Source organism: Streptomyces sp. ALI-76-A, assembly GCF_030287445.1.
GTDB lineage: Bacteria > Actinomycetota > Actinomycetes > Streptomycetales > Streptomycetaceae > Streptomyces.
Map to the genome: position 1 here is coordinate 7,613,218 of NZ_JASVWB010000002.1, position 22,997 is coordinate 7,636,214.

Here is a 22,997-nt window from a genome sequence, read left to right on the forward strand (position 1 = left end):
GATGACTTCCTACACGGACTACACGACCGGCGAGCCCGTCGTCGACGCCAAGGCCCCGTCCGGGCCCGTCCACGAGCGCTGGGACAAGCGCCGCTTCGAGGCCAGGCTGGTCAACCCGGCCAACCGGCGCAAGCACACGGTGATCGTCGTGGGGACCGGCCTCGCCGGCGGCTCGGCCGGCGCCACGCTCGCCGAACAGGGCTACCACGTGGTCCAGTTCTGCTACCAGGACTCCCCGCGCCGCGCCCACTCGATCGCCGCGCAGGGCGGCATCAACGCGGCGAAGAACTACCGCAACGACGGCGACTCGATCCACCGGCTGTTCTACGACACCGTCAAGGGCGGGGACTTCCGGGCGCGGGAGTCGAACGTCCACCGGCTGGCCCAGATCTCGGTGGAGATCATCGACCAGTGCGTGGCGCAGGGAGTCCCGTTCGCGCGGGAGTACGGCGGCCTGCTCGACACCCGCTCCTTCGGCGGCGTCCAGGTGTCGCGGACCTTCTACGCCCGCGGCCAGACGGGCCAGCAGCTGCTGCTCGGCGCGTACCAGGCGCTGTCGCGGCAGATCGCGGCCGGGAACATCGAGATGCACCCGCGCACCGAGATGCTCGACCTGATCGTCATCGACGGGAAGGCGCGCGGGATCGTGGCACGGGATCTCGTCACCGGCAGGATCGACACGTACGTCGCGGACGCCGTCGTCCTGGCGAGCGGCGGCTACGGCAACGTCTTCTATCTGTCGACCAACGCCATGAACTCCAACGCCACCGCCGTCTGGCGGGCCCACCGGCGCGGCGCCTACTTCGCCAACCCCTGCTTCACCCAGATCCACCCCACCTGCATCCCGCGCACCGGCGAGCACCAGTCCAAGCTGACGCTGATGAGCGAGTCGCTGCGCAACGACGGCCGGATCTGGGTACCGAAGGCCAAGGGCGACGACCGGCCGCCGAACCGGATCCCCGAGGACGAGCGCGACTACTACCTGGAGCGCATCTACCCGTCCTTCGGCAACCTCGTCCCGCGTGACATCGCCTCCCGCGCCGCGAAGAACGTCTGCGACCAGGGCAGGGGCGTCGGTCCCGGCGGGCAGGGCGTCTACCTCGACTTCGCCGACGCCATCGAGCGGATGGGACGCAAGGCCGTCGAGGCCAAGTACGGCAACCTCTTCGACATGTACCAGCGGATCACCGACGAGGACCCGTACGAGGTGCCGATGCGGATCTATCCCGCCGTGCACTACACGATGGGCGGGCTGTGGGTCGACTACGACCTCCAGACCACCGTCCCCGGCCTGTTCGCGATCGGCGAGGCCAACTTCTCCGACCACGGCGCCAACCGGCTCGGTGCGTCCGCGCTGATGCAGGGCCTGGCCGACGGCTACTTCGTCCTGCCGGCGACCATCAACGACTACCTCGCCCGCAACCCGCACCACGAGGCGGTGACCGACGAACACCCCGTCGTGCAGGAGATGGTGGCGGAGACCGAGGACCGGCTGAACCTGCTGCTGGCCGTCGACGGCGACCGCACCCCCGACTCCTTCCACCGCGAGGTCGGCGAACTGATGTGGGAGTTCTGCGGCATGGCCCGCACCGACAGCGGACTGCGCAAGGCGCTGGAGCGGATCCCGCAGATCCGGGAGGAGTTCTGGCGGCGCGTCAAGGTCCCGGGCACCGGCGAGGAGTTCAACCAGTCCCTGGAGAAGGCCAACCGCGTCGTCGACTACCTGGAGCTCGCCGAACTGATGTGCCTTGACGCGCTGCACCGCGCCGAGTCCTGCGGCGGCCACTTCCGCGAGGAGTCGCAGACCCCCGACGGCGAGGCCGCCCGCCGGGACGAGGAGTTCGCCTACGCGGCGGCCTGGGAGTTCACCGGGACGGGCGAGGCCCCGGCCCTGCACAAGGAAGACCTGGTCTTCGAGTACGTCCACCCCACTCAGCGGAGCTACGCATGAAGCTCACCCTGCGCGTCTGGCGGCAGAAGAACGCCGGCACCGACGGCGCGATGTCCACGTACGAGGTGGACGGGATCTCCTCCGACATGTCCTTCCTGGAGATGCTGGACACCCTCAACGAGGAACTCATCCTCAAGGGCGAGGACCCCGTCGCCTTCGACCACGACTGCCGTGAGGGCATCTGCGGGGCGTGTTCGCTCGTCATCAACGGCGACGCCCACGGGCCCGAGCGCACCACCACCTGCCAGCTGCACATGCGGTCCTTCGAGGACGGCGACACCATCGACATCGAGCCGTGGCGGGCCTCCGCGTTCCCGGTGATCAAGGACCTGGTGGTGGACCGGTCGGCGTTCGACCGGATCATCCAGGCCGGCGGGTACATCACCGCGCCGACCGGGGCCGCGCCGGAGGCGCACGCGACGCCGGTGCCGAAGCCGGACGCGGACTTCGCGTTCGAGCACGCGGAGTGCATCGGGTGCGGGGCGTGCGTGGCCGCGTGCCCCAACGGGGCGGCGATGCTGTTCACGTCGGCGAAGGTCAACCACCTGAACGTGCTGCCGCAGGGCGCGCCCGAACGGGAGACGCGGGTGCTGGACATGGTGGCGCAGATGGACGAGGAGGGGTTCGGCGGGTGCACGCTGGCGGGGGAGTGCGCGACCGCCTGCCCCAAGGGCATCCCGCTCGTGTCCATCACCGGCATGAACAAGGAGTGGCTGCGGGCTGCCCGCAAGGCGGGGAAGCGGTAGTGCCGTAAAGGTTCGGCCCCCTCCGGGGCGCGGGTCGTACGGGCCGGTCACGCCGGTCCGCGCCCCCGGGGACCGTAGTGAGACGTTCGCCGACAGGTGCGGACGGGCGGGACCGGGAGTGGTGCTCATCCCCGGTCCCGTCTCGGCTTCCCGGCGGCGCCCCTGGCATTCAGCATTCCCACATCCCCGCTCCTGGCACAGGTCATGTCCCCGCCAGCCGGCGTCGGGAGAAACAGGGGTAGCGCCACCGTCCCCGATGTGGCCCGTGCTCAGGAGTGTGCCATGACCGGCGTTTCCACCCTCGACCGTCCCCCGCAGTCGACCGCACCCGTCCGCTACACCGTCACCCTGGCCCGCGACGAGGCCGACGTGCGGGCCGCGCAGCGGCTGCGCCACGACGTGTTCGCCGGGGAGCTGGGCGCCCTCCTGCACTCCCCGCAGCCGGGCCTGGACGCCGACCCCTTCGACGCCCACTGCGACCACCTGCTCGTGCGGGACACGGTGACCGGCCAGGTCGTCGGCACGTACCGGCTGCTGCCGCCGGAGCGGGCCGCGATCGCCGGACGTCTGTACTCGGAGAGCGAGTTCGACCTCGCCCCGCTCGACCCGATCCGCCCGGACCTCGTCGAGGTCGGCCGCTCCTGCGTGCACCCCGACCACCGGGACGGCGCGGTCATCGGACTCATCTGGGCCGGCATCGGCCGTTACATGACCGACCGCGGCCACGCGTGGCTCGCCGGCTGCTGCTCGATCCCGCTCGCGGACGGCGGCGCCCTCGCGGCCGGCACCTGGGACCGGGTGCGGGACAGGCACCTGGCACCGCAGGAGTTCCGGGTACGGCCGCTGCTGCCCTGGGTGCCGGGGGACGTGACCGTTCCGGCCCGCACCGACCTCCCCGCCCTGCTGCGCGGCTACCTCCGGCTCGGCGCCTGGGTCTGCGCGCCGCCCGCGCACGACCCGGACTTCGGGGTCGCCGACCTGTACGTGCTGCTGTCGATGCGCAACGTCAACCCGCGCTATCTGCGGCACTTCCTCTCCCTCGTCCCGGCCGGATGAGCGTCTGGCTGCCCGGCGCGCCCTGCACCCCGGGGGCGTGCGTGCAACGGACGGGGTCCGCCGGCGCCGTACCGCGGGCCGTGCTGCGGCTGACGGCGGTCACGGTCCTGGTGCTGGCCGGGGTCGTGCTGTCGCCCTGCGGCGGGAGGATCCCCGCGGGGCCGGTGCGGCGGTGGTGCCGGTGGATCGTGCGGGCCGCGGGCGTCCAGGTCCGGATCACCGGCACCGCCGCGCCCGCCGGGGGACTGCTGCTGGTCGCGAACCACATCTCCTGGCTGGACATCCCGCTGCTCGCCGCCGTCCGCCCCGCCCGGATGCTCGCCAAGGCGGAGATCCGGCGGTGGCCGGTGGCGGGACCGGTGGCCGCGCGCGGCGGGATGCTGTTCATCGACCGGGACCGGCTGCGCACGCTGCCCGGCACGGTCGCCCGGGTCGCGGACGTGCTGCGGGCCGGGCGGGCCGTCGCCGTGTTCCCCGAGGGCAGCACCTGGTGCGGGCAGGCCCAGGGCCGCTTCCACCGGGCCGTGTTCCAGGCCGCGCTCGACGCGGGCGTGCCGGTGCAGCCGGTGCGCATCCGCTACCGGCTCGCCGGGGGAGCGGCCAGCACCGCGCCCGCCTTCGTCGGCGACGACTCCCTGCTCGCCTCGGTGTGGCGGGTGGTGTCGACACGGGGGCTGGTGGCCGAGGTGGAGGTACGGGAGGCGATCGCGCCGGACGGTCATCCCGACCGCCGCGCACTGGCCCGGGCCGCCCAGCGGGAGGCGCTGCCGGAGCCGGACGGGATCCACGCGGCCCTGGTGTCCTAGCTGTACTGACCCGTGAGGTTGGGGACGCGGCTGGCGGGTGGTTGGCCTTTCAGCGCGGTGTGTCCGCGGTGGTGATTGTAGGTGTGCAGCCAGCCGGGGTATGCGTCGCGTCGTTCAGTCTCTGTGCGGTAGGGGCGGGCGTAGGCCCACTCGTCCAGCAGGGTGCGGTTGAAGCGCTCGACCTTGCCGTTCGTCTGCGGCCGGTAGGGGCGGGTTCGCTTGTGGGTGATCCCGGCTGTGGCAAGGGCTTCGCGCCAGTCGCGTGAGCGGTAGCAGGAGCCGTTGTCGGTCAGCACCCGCTGGACGGTGATCCCGGCCTGGGCGAAGAACGTCTGGGCCCGGCCCCAGAAGGCGGTTGCGGTTTCCTTCTTCTCGTCTGCGTGGATCTCGCTGTAGGCGAGGCGGGAGTGATCGTCGACGGCGTTGTGCAGGTAGCTGTAACCGACGCCGGAGCGGGTCTTGCGGCCGGCCTGGCGGCCCAGGGTCTTGTGGCCGCCGCCGTCGGGGATGTTGCCGAGCTTCTTGATGTCCACGTGCACCAACTCGCCCGGCGCTGACCGTTCGTAGCGGCGGATCACCCGCCCGGTAGCGCGGTCGAGATGAGCGAGACGGGCCAGCTTGTAGCGGGCCAGGACCCGGTGCACCGTGGACGGGTTCAACCGCAGCAGGTAGGCGATGCGGGCCGGTCCCCAGCGGCGCAGAACGCGGACCTTGATGATCCGCCGCTCGATGCGGGTCGGCATCCGGCGCGGGCTGGTGCGCGGGCGGCTGGAGCGGTCGCTCATGCCTGCCTCACCGGATCGACGGTAGCGGTCGGCCCACCGCTGGGCGGTGGTCGGCGAGACCTGGAAGCGTTCGGCGGCCCTGCGCAGGGTCCAGCCGTCCTCGACCACGCAGCGGGCCAGACGCAGACGGCCGGTCTCGGTCAGGGGTGCATTACGGTGGGGCACGAGGGCCTTTCTGTCGGTGTAGACGTCGCAATCCACACCGAACCGGAAGGCCCTCACTCATTTCAAGATCCCTCAGCCGAGATCTGGCTCCCTCGTCCACAACCTCCCGGGACAGAACACCTAGCGCGGGAGCGGAGCGGTCGTCAGGGGGCAGCCCCGGCATCGGCACTCTTACTCGCATTCGCACGTGTACTGGCACCGGTGTCGGCATCGATACCGACGCTGGCACCGGCACCGGCACCGGCACCGGCTTCGGCACCGACGCCGGCCAGGAGTTCGCCCGCCCGGTCGCGGGCCCCGCCGATCGGGTCGGGGAAGACGCCCAGGCCGTGCGCGACCATTGCCCCCTCGTGCAGCAGCATCAGCGTGCGGGCCAGGTCGTCGGCCCGGGCCGGGGCGATGTCCCGGACGAGGCCGGCGAAGAGAGCGAGCATCCACGCCTTCTGGCCGGTGATGATCGGGTGCGCCGGATGGGAGGGGTCGCTGATCTCGGCGTGCGCGTTGACCATCGCGCATCCCTTGGGGCTGCTGTCGGTCATCCACTCCCGCGAGGCGTCGAACACCGCCGACACGCGGTCCACGGATCCCGGCCCCGCCCGCTCGACCCGTTCCGTGACGAACGTCCGCCAGCGCTCGTCACGGTCCGCGAGGTACTCGACGACGATCTGCTCCTTCGACCCGAACCGGTCGTAGAGCGTCTTCTTCGTGACCCCGGCCTCGGCGGCGATCAGGTCGACCCCGACCGCGTGGATGCCGCGCTCGTAGAAGAGCCGGGACGCGGCGGCGAGTACGCGGCGCGCGCCGGGGGTCATCGTGATGCGCCTGGTGCCCATGACCCAAGACTATACCGATCTGTATAGTGATCCGGGACGGCAGGTATACCGATCTGTCTAGTAGCGGCTGGTGGTGCGTCGTGGACTTCTTCCTCTCCGTGGCCTTCGTGCTGTGCTGGAGCTCGGGGTTCGTGGGCGCCAGACTGGGCACGGAGGACGCCGGTGCGGTGACGCTCCTGATGTGGCGGTTCCTGCCCCTCGCGCTCGTGCTCGTCGCGGTGGCCGTCGCTCGTGGCAGGGCGTCGTGGCGGAGGCCGGCCGGGCGCGACCTCGGGCGGCAGGCCGTGATCGGCCTCCTCTCCCAGAGCGGCTATCTGTTCACCGTCTACTGGGCGATCCAGCTCGGCGTGTCCAGCGGCACGACCGCCCTGATCGACGGCACCCAGCCGCTCGTCGCCGGCGCGCTCGCCGGCCCGCTCCTGCGCCAGTACGTCTCGGGCCGGCAGTGGTTCGGGCTGTGTCTGGGGCTCGCCGGGGTCGTCCTCGTCGCCACGGCCGACGCGGGCGCCGTCGGCGGAGTGGCCTGGTGGGCGTACCTGGTGCCGTTCACGGGGATGCTCTCGCTGGTGGCGGCCACCTTCCTCGAACAGCGGTCCCGCGCGGACGTCCCGCCCGTGGTGTCGATGACCGTCCACTGCGCCACCAGCGCGGTGGTGTTCACCGGCGCCGCGCTCGCGGCCGGGGCGGCCGTGCCGCCGTCCACACCGTCGTTCTGGGGCGCGGTCGGGTGGCTCGTGGTGCTCTCCACCTGCGGCGGATACGGGCTGTACTGGCTGGTGCTGCGGCGCTCCGGCGTCACCAAGGTCAACACGCTCATGTTCCTGATGGCGCCCGTCACGGCCGTCTGGGGCGCCGCCATGTTCGGCGAGCCGTTCACCCCGCAGACCGCCGTCGGCCTGGCGGTCGCCCTCTCGGCGGTCGTCGTCGTGCGGGCCGCGCGGCCCCGGACGGGACACGAGGCGCCCCGGCCCCGCGCCGGAGCCGCACCACCCGACGGTTCACGGCGCGCTCCGGACGCGGCACCGCGGGAGAGCTCTAGCCGGAGGTGATCGAGGCGAGGCGGCGGTAGGAGTCCAGCAGCGCCTCGCGGTCGTACGTGCTGGTGGTGACGAGGACCTCCTGGGCGCCCGTCTCCTTCAGCACCGTCTCCAGTTCGTGCGCGACCTGCTCCTCGGTGCCGGCGATCTGGCCGGTGAGCCCCGACTCGTAGAAGCCGCGTTCCTTGGCGGTCATCACCCGCGCCTCCACCTGCCCGGCGGGCGGCAGCGGCGGAAAGGTGCCGTGCGTGCGGGAGTACGCCATCGACCAGGCCTCGGGGATCAGCAGCCGCCGGGCCTCCTCGGGCGTGGCGGCGACCGCGACGGTGCCGGAGACGACGACATACGGTTCGCGCGCCCAGGGGGAGGGCCGGAAGTGCGTGCGGTAGCGGTCGATGCCGCGCCGCATCCTCTCGCGGTCGCGCAGGTCGCCGATGACCATCGGCAGGCCCGCGCGGGCGGCGACGGCGGCGCCCTCGCCCATCGCCAGGACGAAGGGCGGCACGCTCAGCCCTTCGGCGGGGCGCGCGTGCACCCGGGTCGGGGAGGTGCCCCGGAACCAGCCGAGCAGCTCGTCGAGCTGGGCCGCGAAGTCGTCGGCGACGTCCTTGTCGCGTCCCAGCGCCTTGCGCACCCCGTCCGTGAAACCCACGGAACGGCCCAGTCCCATGTCGATCCGGCCCGGGAAGAGCGACTCCAGCACCCCGAACTGCTCGGCCACGACCAGCGGCTGGTGGTTGGGCAGCATCACGCCGCCGGTGCCGACCCGGATCCGGTCGGTCGCGGCGGCCACGGCGGCGGCCAGCACGGTCGGCGCGGAACCGGCGACCCCGGGCACACCGTGGTGCTCCGACACCCAGAACCGGTGGTAGCCGAGTTCCTCCAGGGCACCCGCCAGCCGCACGGTGTCGCGCAGCGCCTCGGCGGGCGGGTGGCCCTCGCGGGTGCGGGAACGGTCGAGGACGGAGAAGCGGGTGCCGGCGATCAGGGAACTCACACGAGGTGCAACGCCTGGCGGCCGGTGGCATTCCCGCCCCGGGGTCCGCCGGGGCGCGGAAAACCGGGTGACCGGGATCGCGCGGGTCAGCACAATGGGACACGCCTCCGCGGCGGCCGTACGTCCACTCGCCCCACCCCAAGGAAGGCGGCCGACCGTGACCGTCCCGAACCTCCTGCTGTCCGGCATCGTCGGGTCCACCGCGTACGGGCTCGCCCACGTCGGCTCCGACGTCGACCGCCTGGGCCTGTTCGCCGCGCCCACCACCGAGCTGCACGGCCTGCGCGGCCCGAAGGAGTCCCACGTCACCACGGCACCGGACCGCACCCTGCACGAGGCCGCGAAGTGGTGCCGGCTGGCCCTCGGCGGCAACCCGACCGCCATGGAACTGGTGTGGCTGCCGGCCGACCTCTACGAGGTGCGCACCCCGCTGGGCGAGGAACTCATCGGGATCCGTTCGTCGTTCCTGAGCGCCCAGCGCGTCCGGGACGCCTACCTCGGCTATGCCACCCAGCAGTTCCGGCGGCTGGAGGGCCGCGGCGACGGCTCGTTCTCCGCGGACACCCGCAAGCGGACCGCCAAGCACGCCCGGCACCTGAAGCGTCTGTGCCGGCAGGGTCTGGGGCTGTACACCACCGGGCGGCTGGAGATCCGCGTCGAGGACCCCGAGGAGTACCACGCCTTCGGTGAGCGCGTCGCCGCGGACCCGTCGGCCGCGCTGCCCCTGCTCCGTCACTACGAGGCCGCCTTCGACGAGACGCCGGCCGTGCTGCCTCGGGAGCCCGACGAAGCGGCGGTGCAGGCGTGGCTGCTCCGGGTCCGACGGCACTTCTACACCGCGGAGACGGCCACGTCGTGCTCGTCCTCGCGGACCTCGCCGAGGCCGTAGGCGCGCCGGTCCGGGACGGTGGTGGTCGGTGGCGGTCGTCCTCAGCCCTCGGGGTGCAGCAGCCCGCGTTCGTAGGCCTTCACCAGGTGCTGCGGTACGAGGTGACGCGTGCCGTCGATCGTGACGGGCACCAGCGCGGGCGTGGCGGCCTTCCACTGCGCGCGCCGGTGGCGGGTGTTGCTGCGGGACATCTTCCGCTTGGGAACAGCCATGACGGTCCTCCTCGGTGGGGTGAGCTGAGCACCGAGGACGCTACATGAAAATGGATCCCATTAACAATGGGTCGTGGTGGTCGGCAGGGTCTCAGCGCCGGGAACGCACGCGCGCGTCCCGGGGCGGCCGGATGAACTGGAGCGCCAGCGCGACGGGCGGCTCGGCGACCCCGGGCCCGCCGGCGGCCGCCCACCGCACCACCTCCTCGGTGCTGTCGTCGTCCGTGACGAACCCGATCCAGGCGGCCCGTCCTCCGGCCCGGCGCCCGGCGGCCGAGGGGCGGACGACGATGACGTCGGCCTGGTCGCACGGGCCGAGGCAGTCGGTCGTCCGGACCTGGAAGCCGTGCTCGGCCGCCGCGGCGCGCAGCAGGTCCAGCTGCCAGGCGGGGTCGGTGCCGGGCCGCTTGCGCGGATTGCCGCAGCAGCAGCCCCGGCACACGACGAGCGTGCAGGCGCCGGAACCGGTCAGGGACGTACGGGGCGTCGAAGGCATGGGAGAAGCATGAGCCCTTCGACGATCACCACCCGTCGCCGGGGTGCCGTTCCGGTCAGAACCGCGCCCCGACGGCCGCCCCGTTGCGCGGCACCAGGAACGACGGCGCGGACGGCAGGGATCCGTCCGCCGCACGCGCGCCCGTGAGGGGAGCGGCGTCCGTGCTCAGCACCGAGGACGCGTTCCACGTGCCGCCCAGATTCCAGGAGTTGCCCGTGGAGACCGTGGCCGAACCGAGGGCGACGGCGCGGGCGTCGGCGACGGAGAGGTTGGCGGTGAGCACCGCCCTGCCGCCGGAGACGTCGACGTCGAAGCCCGTACCCGCGTTGGCGTAGGTGGAGTTGCGGGTCAGGACGAGGGCGCCGGTGTTGCCGTTGTCCGTGACGCCGTGCGCCGCGTTCCCGAACGCCACGCTGTCGCGCAGGGTGTGGGCCACCGCCGGGGCGGGGCTGCCGCCGCCGAGCTTGAAGCCGTTGCCGTCGCCCGCGAAGTCGGGGAAGCCCCAGCGGTTGACGCCGTTGCCGTACGCGACCGTGTCCTCGACCACGACCGGCGAGGTGAACTTCCAGTTGTCGAAGCCGTCGTCGACGTTGTTCCACAGCCGGGCGCCGCGCACCACGTTGCCGGTGCCGCTGCCCTCCTTGACGGCCAGGCCGTCCGCGCTCTCGCCGTTCTTGCGCGGGTCGCGGTTGCCGTAACTGTCCAGGTTCAGGATCTGGTTGTTGCTGGAGGCACCCTGGAGCTGGAAGCCCGACTCGTAGTTGTCGTGGGTCTTCAGACGAGCGAAGACGTTCCCGTTGCAGCCGTCGCAGTACACGCCGTACGGACCGTTGACGATCTCCAGGTCCGAGATCCGCCAGTACGACGCCTCCTGGTGGATCGCCCCGCGCTCGGCGCGCGGGATGCTGCCGCCGACGGGCGTGTGGCTCGCGGGCAGTCGCTCACCGTCCACGACGACCCGCTCGCCCTGGTACGCGCCGAGGGTGATCGGCTGGGAGGCGGTGCCCGAGGTGGTGATGGTGATGTTGTCGGTGAGGGCGTACGTCCCCCCGCGGACGGCGATGGTGTCGCCGGGCCCGGCCAGGTCCACGGCCCGCTGGATGGTGCGCAGGGGCTGGGCGAGGGTGCCCGCCGCGGAGTCGTTGCCGTCGACCGCCACGACCAGGGTCGTCGCGGCGGTGGCGGCGGACGCCGGCCCCGCCGTGCCCAGTCCTGTCACCAGTGCCGCGCTCACCAGTGCCGTCGTCACCCGGACCGTCGTGTCGCGCATCCCGCGCATGGGGCCTCCCGCCTGTGCCGTGCGTGCCATGTCGCACAGCAGTGGCCGCCGGGGGCGTGGAGGTTGCCGGGTCCGCGGGCGCGGTGTCTAGGGTGGAGAGCGTGACCGACAGCAGCAGGCCTCCGCTCGCCGTGTTCGACCTGGACAACACCCTCGCCGACACGGCCCACCGGCAGCGGTTCCTGGAGCGCAAGCCGCGCGACTGGGACGGCTTCTTCGCCGCCGCGCCTCAGGACCCGCCGCTCCCGGAGGGCATCGCGCTGGCGCGGGAGAGCGCGCGGGAGTGCGAGGTCCTCTACCTGACCGGACGGCCCGAGCGCTGCCGGCGTGACACGCTCGACTGGCTTGCCGCGCAGGGTCTGCCCGAGGGGCGCGTGTACATGCGGCGCGACAACGACCGCCGGCCCGCCCGGCGCACCAAGCTGGAGACTCTCCGCCGGCTCGCCGCGACCCGGGAGGTCCGGGTGCTCGTGGACGACGACGAGCTGGTGTGCGAGGACGCCGAACGGGCGGGCTTCACCGTCGTACGGGCACGCTGGGCCGCCCAGTCCGCCGAGCTGAAGGTCGCCCAGGAGCGGGAGGGGCGGACCTGAGACCCCGGCGCGTTCCCGGGGCCGTCAGGGGTGTCGGTGCCGTCAGGGACGTCACTCCGACTCGTCCAGCCGGAAACCGACCTTCAGGCCGACCTGCCAGTGCGCCACCTGACCGTCCTCGATCTGGCCCCGCACCTGGGTGACCTCGAACCAGTCGAGATGGCGGAGAGTCTGCGAGGCACGGGCGATGCCGTTGCGGACGGCCTGGTCGACGCCCTCGGGCGAGGTACCGACGATCTCCGTGACGCGGTACGTGTGGTTCGACATGCGGGGCTCCTCTCGGTGGTGACCGTGGAGGTCACCTGTGTCCGGCGCGCCACTCCACCGTGCCCCAAGCCGGCGCGGAGCGCGAGGCAGCGCTCCGCGCGGCGAAGATCTCGCCCCGTCGCGCTTCCGGCCCCACCCAGCCACAATCATGCGGGCGAATAAGTACGATTTTGAGATACATGTGGTGATATAAGGATCACATCCGAGGGTGTGCCGGTACGCGCGGGTCCGTCCATGCGGCCGCGCCCGTGAGCTGTGATCGGGGGTTGAGGGGAGAGCATGCGGCGGTTCAGGATCGCGATGTCCCGACAGACGCCAATGCCCATGGGGCACCATCCCATCTACCGTGAGGAAACGCGGGCGCGCTGGTACCGCCCGTTCTCGGTGTGCGTGGACCTCCTTGCCGCGGCTCTGCCGGTCGCGGCGACGATCGTGGAGGTCCGCGAACCCCATCCACTGCGCCTGGCGGCCATCGCGGCGCTGCTGTGGCCGCTGATCGGGGTGGTGAGCAAGCGGTACACGTTCTGGGCCTGGGGTGACGGCGGCGGCCTCCGGGCCGTCGTACGGGACTGGCTGGTTCTGGTCGGCGCCCTGGCGACGCTCCGTGTGGTCTGCGGACTGGACAGCGTGCCCGCTGAGGCGTTCACGGCGCTGATTCCCGCGCTGGTCCTCACGGGCCTCTGCCAGAAGGTGATCCACCGTCATCTGCTGAGGGCCCGCCGGGAGGCCCGCGCTCTGCGCCACGTGGTGGTCGTCGGTGAACCCCCGACGGTCGACGCCGTGGTCGAGCAGCTCGCCCAGCGCACCGACCACGAGTACGTCATCGTCGGAGCCTGCCCGGTGGGCGAGGGCGAGGTGCGCTCGGGGGTGCCGGTCTGCGTGCGGCTGCCCTGCGAGGAACCCGGGACACCCGAGGCGGACGCCGTGGCCGTGCTCGGGGCAGCCGACCAACTCGCGGTCGACCTGGTCTTCGTGGCACCGGGCCGCCACATGTCCGGCGAGCGCGTGCGCCGGCTGTCCTGGACGCTGCACGACCGGGGCCGCTCGCTCGTGGTGCTGCCCGGCATCGTCGACGTGGCACGCCGACGGGTACGGCTGACCTCGGCGGCCGGTCTCACCCTGCTGCACATCACACCGCCGCCGCAGCGCGGCGCGCACACGCTGGCGAAGGCCGCCGTGGACCGGATGGGCGCCCTGGTGCTGATCGTCCTGCTGTCACCGCTGCTGCTCGGACTGGCGCTGGCCGTCCGGTTCGGCTCACCCGGCCCGGTCCTCTACCGTCAGACCCGGGTCGGCTGGAACATGACGCAGTTCGTCATGTGGAAGTTCCGCACGATGGTGGTCGACGCGGACCGGCTCAAGATCGGGCTGGAGGCGGAGAACGAGAACGACGGGCACATGTTCAAGATGCGCCGGGACCCCCGGGTCACCCCCGTGGGGCGCGTCCTTCGCCGGTTCTCGCTGGACGAACTGCCCCAGCTGTTCAACATCCTGTTCGGCCACATGTCCCTGGTGGGTCCACGCCCGCCGCTGCCTGAGGAGGTCGTCCACTACGACGGCACCGAGATGCGCCGGCTCCGCGTCAAACCGGGCCTGACCGGCCTGTGGCAGGTGAGCGGACGGTCGGACCTGTCCTGGCGGGAAACGGTCGCGCTCGACCTGCGCTACGTCGACAACTGGTCGCTGGCCGGGGACATGAACGTGATGGCGCGCACCGTCCGCGCGGTGCTGGACGGCCAGGGCGCCTACTGAGGACACCCGTCGGGGCGTGCCGTCGGACCGGACGGCACGCCCCGACGGGCCGATCCTCCATCCAGGCAGGTCTGCCGCCAACACGCGGTGATCGCGGATGATCCGTCCCGGGGGCCGTGAAGGATCGCGGACGTGGACGTCTTGGCCCCATGGAAGGGACACCGTCATGGCACAGACCACAGCCGCACAGTCCGCGGCCGCTCCGAACCCGGACCCGGGTGGCACCGTCGAGCAAGCGGTCCAACGGCTCCGAGCGGCTCGGTCCCTGCGGGGCTTCACCGGTGCCGGCTACGACAAGGGGCGGTCGCTGCCGGTCCAGGCGGCCTGGTTCGCCGCCCTGCATCTGTTCTTCGTCAAGTGGTGGTTCCCGGCACGACTGCGGCCGGTCCTGCTGCGTGCCTTCGGCGCCCGTGTCGGCCGCCGGGTGCTGATCCGTCGAGGGGTGCGGATCCACTGGCCGTGGAAGCTGGACATCGGTGACGACGTGTGGGTCGGCGAGGACGCGTGGATCCTCAACCTCGAACCGGTCACGATCGGCAGCGACGTGTGCGTCTCGCAGGCGGCGCTGTTGTGCACGGGCAGCCACCTGCGTCGTTCCGCCACGTTCGAGTTCGACAACGGTCCCGTCCGGCTGGAGCCGGGCAGCTGGGTCGCGGCCCGCGCGGTCGTGCTGCGCGGCGTCACCGTCGGCCGGGACGCGGTGGTGGGCGCCGGGGCCGTCGCCCACCAGGACCTCGCACCGGGGTCGGTCCTGGTCGCGCGCGGTGCCTCGGCCGTGGTCGCGTCCGCGTCCGCGTCGGCCAGGGGAGTCACGGCATGAGACTGGTCCACGTGGTCACGCTCGTCAGCGACGACGGGGCCTTCGGCGGCCCGACGAGCGTGGCCGTCGCCCAACTGGAGGAGTGCGCCGCACGAGGTCACGACGTGACGCTGGTGGCCCTGGCGCGGGGCAGGACACGGTCTGCGCAACGCATCGGAGCCGTCAGGCTGGTCTCCCGCCCGGCCCGGCGCGTCATCCCGGGCCAGGGGTGTCTGGGCCTCATGCATCCCCTGTTGCTGCGGGACCTGTGGCGGGCCATGGGGCAGGCGGACGCCGTTCACCTCCACGCGGGCCGGGATCTCGTCTCTCTCGCCGCACTCGTGGTCGCGCGGTTGCGGCGCAAGGACTTCGTCACGCAGACCCACGGCATGGTCGAGCCCCGCACCGGCGCCGTCGCGCGGGTCTTCGACCGTCTGTACGTGCCCCTGCTGCGCCGGGCGCGCTGCTGTCTCGTGCTCACCGAGCGGGAGCGGCGGGCACTGACCGCTGTGCTGGGCCCGGACGGGCCACCGCTGGTGTCCCTGCCCAACGGCCTGCCCACGTCACGTGAGGAGCCGGGGACACGGCCGAGGGAGGACCACGAGGTGATCTTCCTCGCCCGGCTTCACCCGCGCAAGCGCCCGGAGGCCTTCGTCGAGATGGCCGCCCTGATCCACAAGGAGTTCCCCGAGACACGTTTCACGCTCTACGGCGCGGACGAGGGGTCCCTCCCGGCGGTGAACCGGCTCGTCGCGGACCGCGGGCTGACCGAAGTGGTCCGCTACGGCGGCGCGCTGGAGCACGCCGCAGCGCTGGACGCCTACCGGGGAGCCACCGTGTACGTCCTGCCGAGCGTGCACGAGCCCTTCCCGATGACGGTCCTGGAAGCACTGGCCGAGGGAACACCGGTCGTGTGCACGGACAGCAGCGGCATCGCGGCCGAACTGGCACGCAGACAAGCGGCCCTGGTCACCGACGGCAGCCCGGAGGCACTGGCCGACGCGGTGGCCGCGCTGCTCGTCGACAAGGCGCTGCGCCACCGGCTGGCCGAAGCCGGCCGCCGCGCGATCGACGAGGTCTTCTCCATCCGTTCGGTCGTGGACCGGCTCGAGGACGTCTACCGCGACCGGCCGGGACAAGGGTGACAGGGACGCCCGGCCGCCGTCCGCCTCGGGCTCGCCGACCAGCGGCGAGCCCGAGGCGGACGGTTGTCCCGCGTCCGGCCTGCCTTCAGCGTGCCAGGGACCGGCTCACCCTCCGCAGGATGTCCTCGAAGCGTGACGCGCACTCCTCCAGGGCGAACTCCCGCTCGGCCAGGGCGCGGCTCTCCTTGCCCAGCGACTCGGCACGCGCCGGGTCGGACAGGATCTCCCGCACCCAGGTGGAGGCCTCGTCGAGTGAGGACTCCTCCGGCGGGAAGACCGCCGATCCCGCCTGACGGAGCAGCCGCGCCGCCAGGTTGTCGGCGGGCATCAGGCCGAGCACCGGGCGCCCGGCGCACAGGTAGGACAGCGTCTTGGACGGGACCGAGAACTGACCCGCGTCCGCCCCCAGCAGGACGACGAGGAGATCGCCCGTGCCCAGCACCTCGGGCAGCCGCTCGTAGGGCTGGAAGGGCAGCAGGGTCAGCTCGACGCCGCGAACCGCCGCGGCCTGTCTGAGCACGGGTACGGCCGGGCCGTCGTTGACGACGACGAGACGTACCGGAGTGCCCCGGTCACGCAACCGCTCGGCCAGCCGCACCAGCAGAACGGGATTGTGCTTCAGGCCCAGGGTGCCGGAGTACAGCAGGGTCCGCACGTTGTTCAGTCCCTGCTCGGCCGACCAGGCGTTGGCCCGGGCCACCGGGACGATCTCGTCCAGCGGCGCCCAGTTGGGAATGACGGTGACCTTGTCGGCCGTGCCCCACTCCTGGTGGATCCGCACGAAGGACTCGGCGATCACCACGATGGACGAGGCGCGCCGCGCCGACCACTTCTCGCCGGCTCCGAAGACCCTCGCCGCCACGCCCATCGACTTCGCGACATCGGCGGCGGCGAAGCTCTTCAGCGCGACGGCCGTCACGTCCTGGTGCCACAGCACCCAGGGGATGCGCAGCCGCCTGAGCACGGCCGCCGCCACGACCAGCACCGGGATGGGCAGGTTGGCCAGCATCGCCACATCGGGCTTCTCGCGCCGTACCTGCCGGGCGAGTTCGAGGCCCAGCAGCGTCTCCTGGCGGAGCCGGTGGAAGTAGGCCTCCTTCCTCAGCGCGGTGCCGTCCCCGATGGTGACGAAGCGGAGGCCGGGGACGTCCGCGGCGAGGTTGCCCTTGCCGGAGACGTAGGCCGTACAGGTCGAGTGGACGACGGTGTGGCCGCGTCGTGCCAGTTCCCGGCTCAGTTGGGCCTGGAACGGGTGGCCGCTGTAGTCGTGGACGAGGATCCTCATCGGTTCTTCGTGTCCTGGTACTCGGTCGCGTGTCACTTGTGGGAGCGCTTGACCTGGTCGTAGACCCAGGCGTAGGTCTTCTCCAGCCCGTCGACCAGGGCGGTCGACGGCTCCCAGCCGTAGATCTCGCGGATCACGGTGTTGTCGGAGTTGCGGCCGCGCACGCCCTGGGGGGCGTCGAGCCGGTAGCTGCGCTCGCAGCGGATGCCCGCGAGCTGCTCGACGATGTCCACCAGCTGGTTGATGGTCACCAGCTCCGACGATCCGAGGTTGACCGGCACGCCACTGTCTCCGGCCATGATCATCTGGGTGCCGTGGAGGCAGTCGTCGATGTACATGAAGGACCGGCTCTGCTGTCCGTCGCCCCAGATCTCGAGCCGGTGGTCACCGGAGAGGACCGCCTCGGCCACCTTCCGGCACACCGCGGCCGGAGCCTTCTCCCGCCCGCCGGTCCAGGTGCCGTCGGGGCCGTACACGTTGTGGTACCGGGCGACGCGGGTGACGAAGCCGTAGTCCTCGGTGTAATGGCGGCACATGCGTTCGGAGAAGAGCTTCTCCCAGCCGTAGCCGTCCTCCGGCTGCGCGGGATAGGCGTCCGCCTCCTTCAGGGCGGTGACGTTCGGGTCGGTCTGCTTGCCGGCGGCGTACACGCAGGCGGACGAGGAGTAGAAGTAGCGCTCCACGGCGGCCTCGTGCGCCGCCTTGAGCATGTGGGTGCTGGTCAGCACCGACATCATGCAGGCCGCCTTGTTGTTCTCGATGAAGCCCATGCCGCCCATGTCGGCGGCCAGCATGTACACCTGACGGGCGCCCTCGACGCCCGCCCGGGCACTGTCCAGGAGCGACAGGTCGGCGATCACGTTCTCGGCGCCCTGGTGGACCTGGTACCACTCGTTCCGGGGCTTGATGTCGATGGAGCGGACGGTCAGCCCCTGGGCTAGAAGATCGCCCACGAGATGGCCCCCGATGAATCCCCCGCCTCCGGCGACGACGACGTCGACCTGCTTGCTCATGCGCAACTCCTCTGTGCCTGCGGACATCTGATGTGCGGTCAGCCGGTCCACCGCTGCCTGTGACCCGGCCCATCAGCGGACCGCGCGGAGACCTGCGCGATAAGCTATGCGTATTTGTCATGATTTGGGGTAAAAGGCGCGCCGTCCGACAAAGCAAGATCACCCGATGACTCTGTTCGGATCTGACAGCTCCGAAGTCGAGGATTCGTGCGCGCCTGGGATGATTTGCGAAATAAGCACGCTATATATCCTTCAGTGATGTTTCAGCCAGAATGCTCACTCGGCAAAGAGGTCGGCATGCAGGACCCTCGCGTCCGCAGCGTGACTGCGGTCTTCCTCTGGGCCGTGGTGCTGACCGTCCTGCTGCCGGGGCTGATCCTCCACTCGCACGGTGTGCGCGTGTCGGCCGCACTCGCTCTGCAAGCCGTCGTCGTGGCGCACGCGGGTGGTGCGCTGGCCCGCGTCCTCACCGCGCCCACGGTGCGGTTCGTCGCCTTCGGCTTCTGGGTCTTCGCCTACATCTGGCTCGGCCTGGCGCCCCTGGCGATGCTCGCCGCCGACGCGTATCCGTGGGCCTACCGGACCAGCGTGGTGACCGCCTTCGAGGCGGTGGCGGTCATCGAACTCGGACTCGTCGCCTACAGCGCCGGAACGGCCCTCGCCGCACGCCGGCAGGGCACCCGCGCGACCTCCGCCCCGCCGGGGTTCCTGGAACGAACGCTCTCCCGCCGCATCGCGCCCTGGCGCCTGCTGGCACTGTGCGGGCTCGCCCTCGCCTTCGCCGTGCTGCTGATCTCGGGCCAACCCGGCCGACTGAGCGCCTACTTCACCAGCCGTCAGGCCATCACCGAGGTCGGCGCCACGGACAACGGGCAGGGCGCTTTCCTTCAGGTGCTGCTCAGCTGGTCCTTGTCCGTGCCCGCGTTCTGGGCGCTGCTGGGCCTGCTGCGCGTCCCGCGCCTGCCCGGCGGTGACCGGTGGCTGCGCGGCGTCCGCTGGCTGCTGCTTCCGGTCCTCCTCGCGCTGAACGCCGTCGTCAACAACCCCATCAGCAAGCCGAGGTTCTGGGTCGGCACGGTCCTGCTGACCCTGCTGTTCACCCTGCCCCGGCTGGGCCGGCCCCGTGCCTTCCGTGCCGCGGCGGCCGCTCTCATCGCGGCGCTTCTGTTCGCCTTCCCGTACAGCGACTACTTCCGCTACAGCGACCGGGAGGACGTCGCCGTCGTCTCGCTCTCCGAGCAGTTCACCACCAACGGCGACTACGACGCCTTCCAGCAGGTGCAGACCGGCCTCGACTACGCGCGGGAGAACGGGTTCTCTCCCCAGGACGCGCTCGGCCCCCCGCTGTTCATGGTGCCGCGCTCGATGTGGCCGGGGAAACCCGACGACACCGGCATCACCCTCGCCGAGTACGCGGGATACGACTTCCTCAACCTCTCCGCCCCGCTGTGGATCGAGAGCTATCTGTGGGCCGGCCCTCTCGCGGTGGCCATCGTGTTCTGTCTGCTCGGTGCGATCAGCCGGCGCGTCGACGACGTACGCCACCGGCTGCGCGACGTGCCGGGCACCGTGGCGGCGCTGCTCGTCCCGGCCTTCGCCTTCTATCAGATGGTCTTCCTGCGCGGCAGTCTGCTCGGCATCGCGGGCCCGCTGACGCTGCTGGTGGCCATCCCGCTGCTCATCAGCACCCCCAGGGGAAGGGCATCCCGGTCCCCCTCGTCGGCGGTGCCGACCGTACCCATCCGTCATGCATCGATCTCCGGAAAAGGAGGGCACCCGTGACCGGCCCCACCCCATTCGACGACCGGTACGACGAGCCGGACCAACTACGCGACCAACTGCGCCGGCTCCTGCGCCACCGTGTCCTCATCGCGCTGGGAATCCTGCTGGGACTGCTCGGCGGGCTGGCTCTGGCCCTGCAGCGAGCGAACACCTACACCGCCACCAGTGAGGTCCTGGTGCGCTCCACCACCGATCCCTTCGGCGCGGTCGGCGTCTCCGCCGACAACCAGGTCAGCATGAGCACGGAGCAGCGGATCGCCGCCAGCGCGGCCGTCGCTCACGGTGCCGCGCGCCTCCTGGGCCGGCCCGACAGCCAGGCAGGCACGCTCGGGGCCCGGGTGCGGGTCACCAATCCGATGAAGTCCCAGGTCCTGCGCTTCGAGTTCACCGCCCGCGAGGCCGACCGCGCGGCACGCGGCGCCAACGCCTTCGCGGAGGCCTACCTCGTCGACCGCAAGGTCCGTAACGACGCCGCGGTGCAGCGGGCCACCCACGCCCTGGAGCAGCAGATGGCCGTGCTGAACCAGCGGCTGGCCCAGGACCAGCTGGAGCGGGCGGCCGCGAAGCCCGCCACGCAGAACCAGCTCTACAGCCTGCAGAAGAAGGTCCTCGACATCAGGGCCCGCGACACCGACGGGGGTGACATCGTCCGCAGGGCCCAGGCCCCCGCCCTGCCGGTGGGGCCCGGCCCGCGGACCCTGCTCGCCCTGGGGCTGGTACTCGGTCTCCTCCTCGGCATCGTGCTGGCCTGGGTGCGCTCCGCCCTGGACACCCGCGTCCGGTCGGTCGGCGAGGTACGCGACGCCCTGGGCGCGCCGGTGTTCGGCATCCTGCCCTCCGACGACGGCGGCGACGACGCGCTGCTGACGGTCGGTCGCACGGTCAGCCCTCGTACGGAGGCGTACCGGGCGCTGGCCTTCCGGCTGCGGCAGATCGGCGGTGCGGCAGGCCTCGGCCGCATGCTGGTCGTGGCACCGCGGCGGGCCGACGCCGCCGAGGACGTCGCCGCCAACCTGGCCGCGGCCCTCACCGAGGAGGGGGGCGAGGTGGTGCTGGTGGACGCCGCCCCGGACACCTCCGGCCTCGCCGCCCACCTTCCGCTGATGCCGTACGAGCCTTCCGCCGGGGAGGACGGGTTTCCCGCCGGTGTCCTCGTCGACGCCGACGCCGCCGGCAGCTTCGCGTTCACCACGACCGGCCGCACCGGTCCGTACCTCCGGGCGGCCGAGGCCGAGCGGACGGTGTCCGAAGCGGACTCGTCCGCCATCGTCGTCACGGGACCCTTCCTCGGACAGGCCGACGCGCTGGCTGTCGCTCAGCGCGTGGACGGAGTCATCGTGGTCGCCGACCTCAACGGCACCCGGCGGGACGACCTCCGCAAGATGCAGGAGCTGATCGGCTGCTCCGGTGGGCACATCCTCGGGGCCGTGCTCGACACCGGGCGCCCGCGCCGCCGACTGCGCGCCCTGTTCCGCCGCCGCAAGAACGGGCCCACGTCGCCCGTCGACACGGCGACCATGGATCTTCCTCTGCTGGACGGCACGCTCACGGTCTCCCGTCGATGACCGCCCCCGAAGCGACCGCCCGCCACTCCGCCTCGGCCACCGCCCCGAGCGGGGTGGCGGCGGCCGCGCGGGGCGGGTGGTGGGGGATGGCGGGTTCCGTCGCGAACGCCGTCTTCTCCTTCGTCTTCGTCGGCCTGATCACCCGGGCGGTCGGATCGAGCGGGGCGGGAGCGATCTTCACGGGCGTCGCCCTGTTCACCATTCTCAGCAACGCCTGCAAGCTCGGCGCCGACACCGGACTCGTCCGCTTCGTCCCGCGCGACCTCGCCGTCGACGACGGCCGCTCGGTGGGCGCGCTGCTGCGCATGGCCGCCCTGCCGGCGGCCGTGGCCGTCACCGCGGCCTCCGTGCCCCTGCTGCTGTTCCCGGCGGTGGCCACCACACTCCTGCCCCAGCTGCCTGCCGCGGACGCCGTCGCCCTGGTCCGGCTCTTCGGGCTCTTCCTGCCCGCCGCCACCATGGGCGCGGTCCTGCTCGGCGCGACCCGGGGATACGGCACGGTGGTGCCGTTCGTCGGCGTGGAGCAGATCGGCAAACCGGTGCTGCGCGTGCTGATCGCCGTTCCCGTGGCCTGCTACGCGCCCGGACTGCTGTCCCTGGCCTCGGCATGGCTGCTGCCCGCGCTGGCCGGTTCCGTGGCCGCCTGGTTCGCCCTGCGCCGCTGCCGCGCCGACCGGGGCACGACGACGTCTGCCACCGGACGCGGGTCCCTGCCCTGGCGCGGCTTCTGGAGCTTCGCCGCGCCCCGCGCGGTCTCCTCCGTCTTCGACATCAGCGCGGTATGGATCGGCGTCATCCTCCTGTCGGTCCTGGCCACGGCCGACGAGGCGGGGGTGTACACCGCCATCGGCCGCGTCGTCACCGCGGGCACCCTCGTCCAGCTCGCCGTCCGGCTCGCCGTCGCACCGGAGATCAGCCGTCTGCTCGCCGTCGACCAGGCCGGCGAGGCGCACCATCTGCACCGCGTCTCCACCTGCTGGATCGTGCTCTTCTCCTGGCCCTTGTTCCTTCTCGTCGCCGGGTTCCCGCACACCGTTCTGTCGGTCTTCGGACCCGATTTCGTGCACGGTGCGTCCGCGCTGGCGGTGCTGTGCGCCGCCTCGATGATCAACGTCGCGGTCGGCAACGCGCAGACCGTGCTCCTCATGGCCGGCAGAAGCTCCTGGCACCTGGCCGTCACGGCCGCGGCGTTCACCGTGCAGCTGACCGTCGGCGTGTTCGCCGTGCCGGCCTGGGGTGTGCTCGGCGCCGCCGTGTCATGGGGAGCGGCCATCGTCGTGGAGAACCTCGCGGCGGCCGTGCTCGTCCGGTTCCGCCTCGGCTTCCCGTCCGTGGACGGCGGCTATGTGCGAGCGCTCGCCGTCGCACTGGCCGTCTCGGTCGTGCTGGCGGGGGCACGCGCGCTGCACGGTGACAACTCATCAGGACTCGCCGTCGGAATGGTCTTCGGATTGTGTGTATTTGGTATTAGTTTGTGGCGTTATCGGACGCCACTGAGGGTGGGCGAACTGGTCGGAGTGCTGCGCCGCCGCGCCTCGTGAGCC

General features: G+C 71.9%; 22 protein-coding genes. 13 read left to right on the plus strand and 9 right to left on the minus strand.

The features are described 5' to 3' along the window. Nucleotide 1 precedes the first annotated feature (1 nt). From QQS16_RS34890 to QQS16_RS34905, 4 genes are all read left to right on the plus strand, one after another. On the plus strand, nt 2-1,951 hold the full coding sequence (locus tag QQS16_RS34890; RefSeq protein WP_286066057.1) for a fumarate reductase/succinate dehydrogenase flavoprotein subunit: 1,950 nt from the start codon (nt 2-4) through the stop codon (nt 1,949-1,951). Next, nucleotides 1,948-2,697 carry a succinate dehydrogenase/fumarate reductase iron-sulfur subunit gene (locus QQS16_RS34895; RefSeq protein WP_286066058.1) on the plus strand — a complete coding sequence of 250 codons (750 nt, stop codon included), beginning with the start codon at nt 1,948-1,950 and terminating at the stop codon, nt 2,695-2,697. The genes QQS16_RS34890 and QQS16_RS34895 overlap by 4 nt, the downstream gene beginning before the upstream one ends. A gap of 282 nt (nt 2,698-2,979) precedes the next feature. Continuing rightward, entirely contained in the window at nt 2,980-3,753 is a 774-nt protein-coding gene (locus QQS16_RS34900; protein WP_286066059.1) for a GNAT family N-acetyltransferase, read from the plus strand. Next, nucleotides 3,750-4,559 carry a lysophospholipid acyltransferase family protein gene (locus tag QQS16_RS34905; RefSeq protein ID WP_286066060.1) on the plus strand — a complete coding sequence of 270 codons (810 nt, stop codon included), beginning with the start codon at nt 3,750-3,752 and terminating at the stop codon, nt 4,557-4,559. Before QQS16_RS34900 ends, QQS16_RS34905 begins: the two co-directional genes overlap by 4 nt. Here the strand turns inward: QQS16_RS34905 and QQS16_RS34910 are convergent. Next, on the minus strand, nt 4,556-5,509 hold the full coding sequence (locus QQS16_RS34910) for an IS481 family transposase (RefSeq protein ID WP_286066061.1): 954 nt from the start codon (nt 5,507-5,509) through the stop codon (nt 4,556-4,558). The two genes, QQS16_RS34905 and QQS16_RS34910, sit on opposite strands and share 4 nt — an antisense overlap. 143 nt (nt 5,510-5,652) lie before the next feature. Further along, a complete protein-coding gene (locus tag QQS16_RS34915; protein ID WP_502963937.1) occupies nt 5,653-6,321 on the minus strand; it encodes a TetR/AcrR family transcriptional regulator in 669 nt (222 codons plus the stop codon). A 101-nt stretch (nt 6,322-6,422) separates the two neighbouring features. Between QQS16_RS34915 and QQS16_RS34920 the strand changes: the two genes are divergently transcribed. Next, entirely contained in the window at nt 6,423-7,391 is a 969-nt protein-coding gene (locus tag QQS16_RS34920) for a DMT family transporter (protein ID WP_286066063.1), read from the plus strand. Here the strand turns inward: QQS16_RS34920 and QQS16_RS34925 are convergent. Further along, nucleotides 7,378-8,376 carry an LLM class flavin-dependent oxidoreductase gene (locus QQS16_RS34925; protein WP_286066064.1) on the minus strand — a complete coding sequence of 333 codons (999 nt, stop codon included), beginning with the start codon at nt 8,374-8,376 and terminating at the stop codon, nt 7,378-7,380. The genes QQS16_RS34920 and QQS16_RS34925 overlap by 14 nt on opposite strands. A 157-nt stretch (nt 8,377-8,533) precedes the next feature. Here QQS16_RS34925 and QQS16_RS34930 point away from each other — a divergent pair, with 157 nt between their 5' ends. After that, nucleotides 8,534-9,265 (plus strand): nucleotidyltransferase domain-containing protein, encoded by a 732-nt coding sequence (locus tag QQS16_RS34930; protein ID WP_286066065.1) that lies wholly within the window; start codon nt 8,534-8,536, stop codon nt 9,263-9,265. Nucleotides 9,266-9,306: 41 nt separating this feature from the next. Here QQS16_RS34930 and rpmF read toward each other — a convergent pair whose 3' ends face one another. From rpmF to QQS16_RS34945, 3 genes are all read right to left on the minus strand, one after another. Further along, nucleotides 9,307-9,477, minus strand: a complete 171-nt coding sequence (gene rpmF / locus QQS16_RS34935; RefSeq protein WP_286066066.1) for a 50S ribosomal protein L32 — start codon at nt 9,475-9,477, stop codon at nt 9,307-9,309. Nucleotides 9,478-9,568: 91 nt separating this feature from the next. Beyond that, nucleotides 9,569-9,973 (minus strand): (2Fe-2S) ferredoxin domain-containing protein, encoded by a 405-nt coding sequence (locus tag QQS16_RS34940; RefSeq protein ID WP_286066067.1) that lies wholly within the window; start codon nt 9,971-9,973, stop codon nt 9,569-9,571. 55 nt (nt 9,974-10,028) lie between these two features. Beyond that, complete coding sequence (locus QQS16_RS34945; RefSeq protein ID WP_286066068.1) at nt 10,029-11,282, minus strand: right-handed parallel beta-helix repeat-containing protein; 1,254 nt, start codon at nt 11,280-11,282, stop codon at nt 10,029-10,031. Nucleotides 11,283-11,353: 71 nt separating this feature from the next. Here QQS16_RS34945 and QQS16_RS34950 point away from each other — a divergent pair, with 71 nt between their 5' ends. Continuing rightward, complete coding sequence (locus tag QQS16_RS34950; RefSeq protein WP_286066069.1) at nt 11,354-11,845, plus strand: phosphatase domain-containing protein; 492 nt, start codon at nt 11,354-11,356, stop codon at nt 11,843-11,845. Between the two features lie 51 nt (nt 11,846-11,896). Here the strand turns inward: QQS16_RS34950 and QQS16_RS34955 are convergent, their stop codons facing one another. Further along, the gene (locus QQS16_RS34955; protein WP_286066070.1) at nt 11,897-12,112 is read right to left on the minus strand and encodes a dodecin; all 216 of its coding nucleotides are present in this window, start codon (nt 12,110-12,112) and stop codon (nt 11,897-11,899) included. A gap of 324 nt (nt 12,113-12,436) precedes the next feature. Between QQS16_RS34955 and QQS16_RS34960 the strand changes: the two genes are divergently transcribed. The 3 genes from QQS16_RS34960 (at nt 12,437) to QQS16_RS34970 (ending at nt 15,808) form a co-directional block, all read left to right on the plus strand. Next, the gene (locus QQS16_RS34960; protein ID WP_353479714.1) at nt 12,437-13,864 is read left to right on the plus strand and encodes a sugar transferase; all 1,428 of its coding nucleotides are present in this window, start codon (nt 12,437-12,439) and stop codon (nt 13,862-13,864) included. A gap of 166 nt (nt 13,865-14,030) precedes the next feature. Next, nucleotides 14,031-14,684 carry an LbetaH domain-containing protein gene (locus QQS16_RS34965; RefSeq protein ID WP_286066071.1) on the plus strand — a complete coding sequence of 218 codons (654 nt, stop codon included), beginning with the start codon at nt 14,031-14,033 and terminating at the stop codon, nt 14,682-14,684. Continuing rightward, nucleotides 14,681-15,808 carry a glycosyltransferase gene (locus tag QQS16_RS34970; protein WP_286066072.1) on the plus strand — a complete coding sequence of 376 codons (1,128 nt, stop codon included), beginning with the start codon at nt 14,681-14,683 and terminating at the stop codon, nt 15,806-15,808. The genes QQS16_RS34965 and QQS16_RS34970 overlap by 4 nt, the downstream gene beginning before the upstream one ends. Before the next feature lie 85 nt (nt 15,809-15,893). Here the strand turns inward: QQS16_RS34970 and QQS16_RS34975 are convergent, their stop codons facing one another. Both QQS16_RS34975 and QQS16_RS34980 read right to left on the minus strand, forming a co-directional pair. Continuing rightward, nucleotides 15,894-17,093 (minus strand): glycosyltransferase family 4 protein, encoded by a 1,200-nt coding sequence (locus tag QQS16_RS34975; RefSeq protein ID WP_286066073.1) that lies wholly within the window; start codon nt 17,091-17,093, stop codon nt 15,894-15,896. Nucleotides 17,094-17,125: 32 nt separating this feature from the next. Then, nucleotides 17,126-18,106 (minus strand): NAD-dependent epimerase/dehydratase family protein, encoded by a 981-nt coding sequence (locus tag QQS16_RS34980; RefSeq protein ID WP_286066074.1) that lies wholly within the window; start codon nt 18,104-18,106, stop codon nt 17,126-17,128. 297 nt (nt 18,107-18,403) lie between these two features. Here QQS16_RS34980 and QQS16_RS34985 point away from each other — a divergent pair, with 297 nt between their 5' ends. From QQS16_RS34985 to QQS16_RS34995, 3 genes are read left to right on the plus strand one after another with little or no spacing between them, the layout of a single operon-like run. Further along, nucleotides 18,404-19,888: a hypothetical protein gene (locus QQS16_RS34985; RefSeq protein ID WP_286066075.1), complete on the plus strand. Its 1,485-nt coding sequence runs from the start codon at nt 18,404-18,406 to the stop codon at nt 19,886-19,888. Beyond that, nucleotides 19,885-21,453, plus strand: a complete 1,569-nt coding sequence (locus tag QQS16_RS34990; protein WP_286066076.1) for a hypothetical protein — start codon at nt 19,885-19,887, stop codon at nt 21,451-21,453. Before QQS16_RS34985 ends, QQS16_RS34990 begins: the two co-directional genes overlap by 4 nt. After that, nucleotides 21,450-22,994, plus strand: a complete 1,545-nt coding sequence (locus QQS16_RS34995) for a lipopolysaccharide biosynthesis protein (RefSeq protein ID WP_286066077.1) — start codon at nt 21,450-21,452, stop codon at nt 22,992-22,994. Before QQS16_RS34990 ends, QQS16_RS34995 begins: the two co-directional genes overlap by 4 nt. The last annotated feature ends 3 nt before the right edge of the window (nt 22,995-22,997 follow it).

Excerpts from the sequence above, each read along its gene's own strand:
- QQS16_RS34980 (WP_286066074.1), bottom strand. The coding sequence starts at position 18,106 with ATGAGCAAGCAGGTCGACGTCGTCGTCGCCGGAGGCGGGGGATTCATC.
- QQS16_RS34970 (WP_286066072.1), top strand. The coding sequence starts at position 14,681 with ATGAGACTGGTCCACGTGGTCACGCTCGTCAGCGACGACGGGGCCTTC.
- QQS16_RS34890 (WP_286066057.1), top strand. The coding sequence starts at position 2 with ATGACTTCCTACACGGACTACACGACCGGCGAGCCCGTCGTCGACGCC.
- rpmF (WP_286066066.1), bottom strand. The coding sequence starts at position 9,477 with ATGGCTGTTCCCAAGCGGAAGATGTCCCGCAGCAACACCCGCCACCGG.
- QQS16_RS34940 (WP_286066067.1), bottom strand. The coding sequence starts at position 9,973 with ATGCCTTCGACGCCCCGTACGTCCCTGACCGGTTCCGGCGCCTGCACG.
- QQS16_RS34915 (WP_502963937.1), bottom strand. The coding sequence starts at position 6,321 with ATGACCCCCGGCGCGCGCCGCGTACTCGCCGCCGCGTCCCGGCTCTTC.
- QQS16_RS34965 (WP_286066071.1), top strand. The coding sequence starts at position 14,031 with ATGGCACAGACCACAGCCGCACAGTCCGCGGCCGCTCCGAACCCGGAC.
- QQS16_RS34895 (WP_286066058.1), top strand. The coding sequence starts at position 1,948 with ATGAAGCTCACCCTGCGCGTCTGGCGGCAGAAGAACGCCGGCACCGAC.
- QQS16_RS34945 (WP_286066068.1), bottom strand. The coding sequence starts at position 11,282 with ATGGCACGCACGGCACAGGCGGGAGGCCCCATGCGCGGGATGCGCGAC.
- QQS16_RS34905 (WP_286066060.1), top strand. The coding sequence starts at position 3,750 with ATGAGCGTCTGGCTGCCCGGCGCGCCCTGCACCCCGGGGGCGTGCGTG.
- QQS16_RS34900 (WP_286066059.1), top strand. The coding sequence starts at position 2,980 with ATGACCGGCGTTTCCACCCTCGACCGTCCCCCGCAGTCGACCGCACCC.
- QQS16_RS34995 (WP_286066077.1), top strand. The coding sequence starts at position 21,450 with ATGACCGCCCCCGAAGCGACCGCCCGCCACTCCGCCTCGGCCACCGCC.
- QQS16_RS34985 (WP_286066075.1), top strand. The coding sequence starts at position 18,404 with ATGCAGGACCCTCGCGTCCGCAGCGTGACTGCGGTCTTCCTCTGGGCC.
- QQS16_RS34955 (WP_286066070.1), bottom strand. The coding sequence starts at position 12,112 with ATGTCGAACCACACGTACCGCGTCACGGAGATCGTCGGTACCTCGCCC.
- QQS16_RS34975 (WP_286066073.1), bottom strand. The coding sequence starts at position 17,093 with ATGAGGATCCTCGTCCACGACTACAGCGGCCACCCGTTCCAGGCCCAA.
- QQS16_RS34960 (WP_353479714.1), top strand. The coding sequence starts at position 12,437 with ATGGGGCACCATCCCATCTACCGTGAGGAAACGCGGGCGCGCTGGTAC.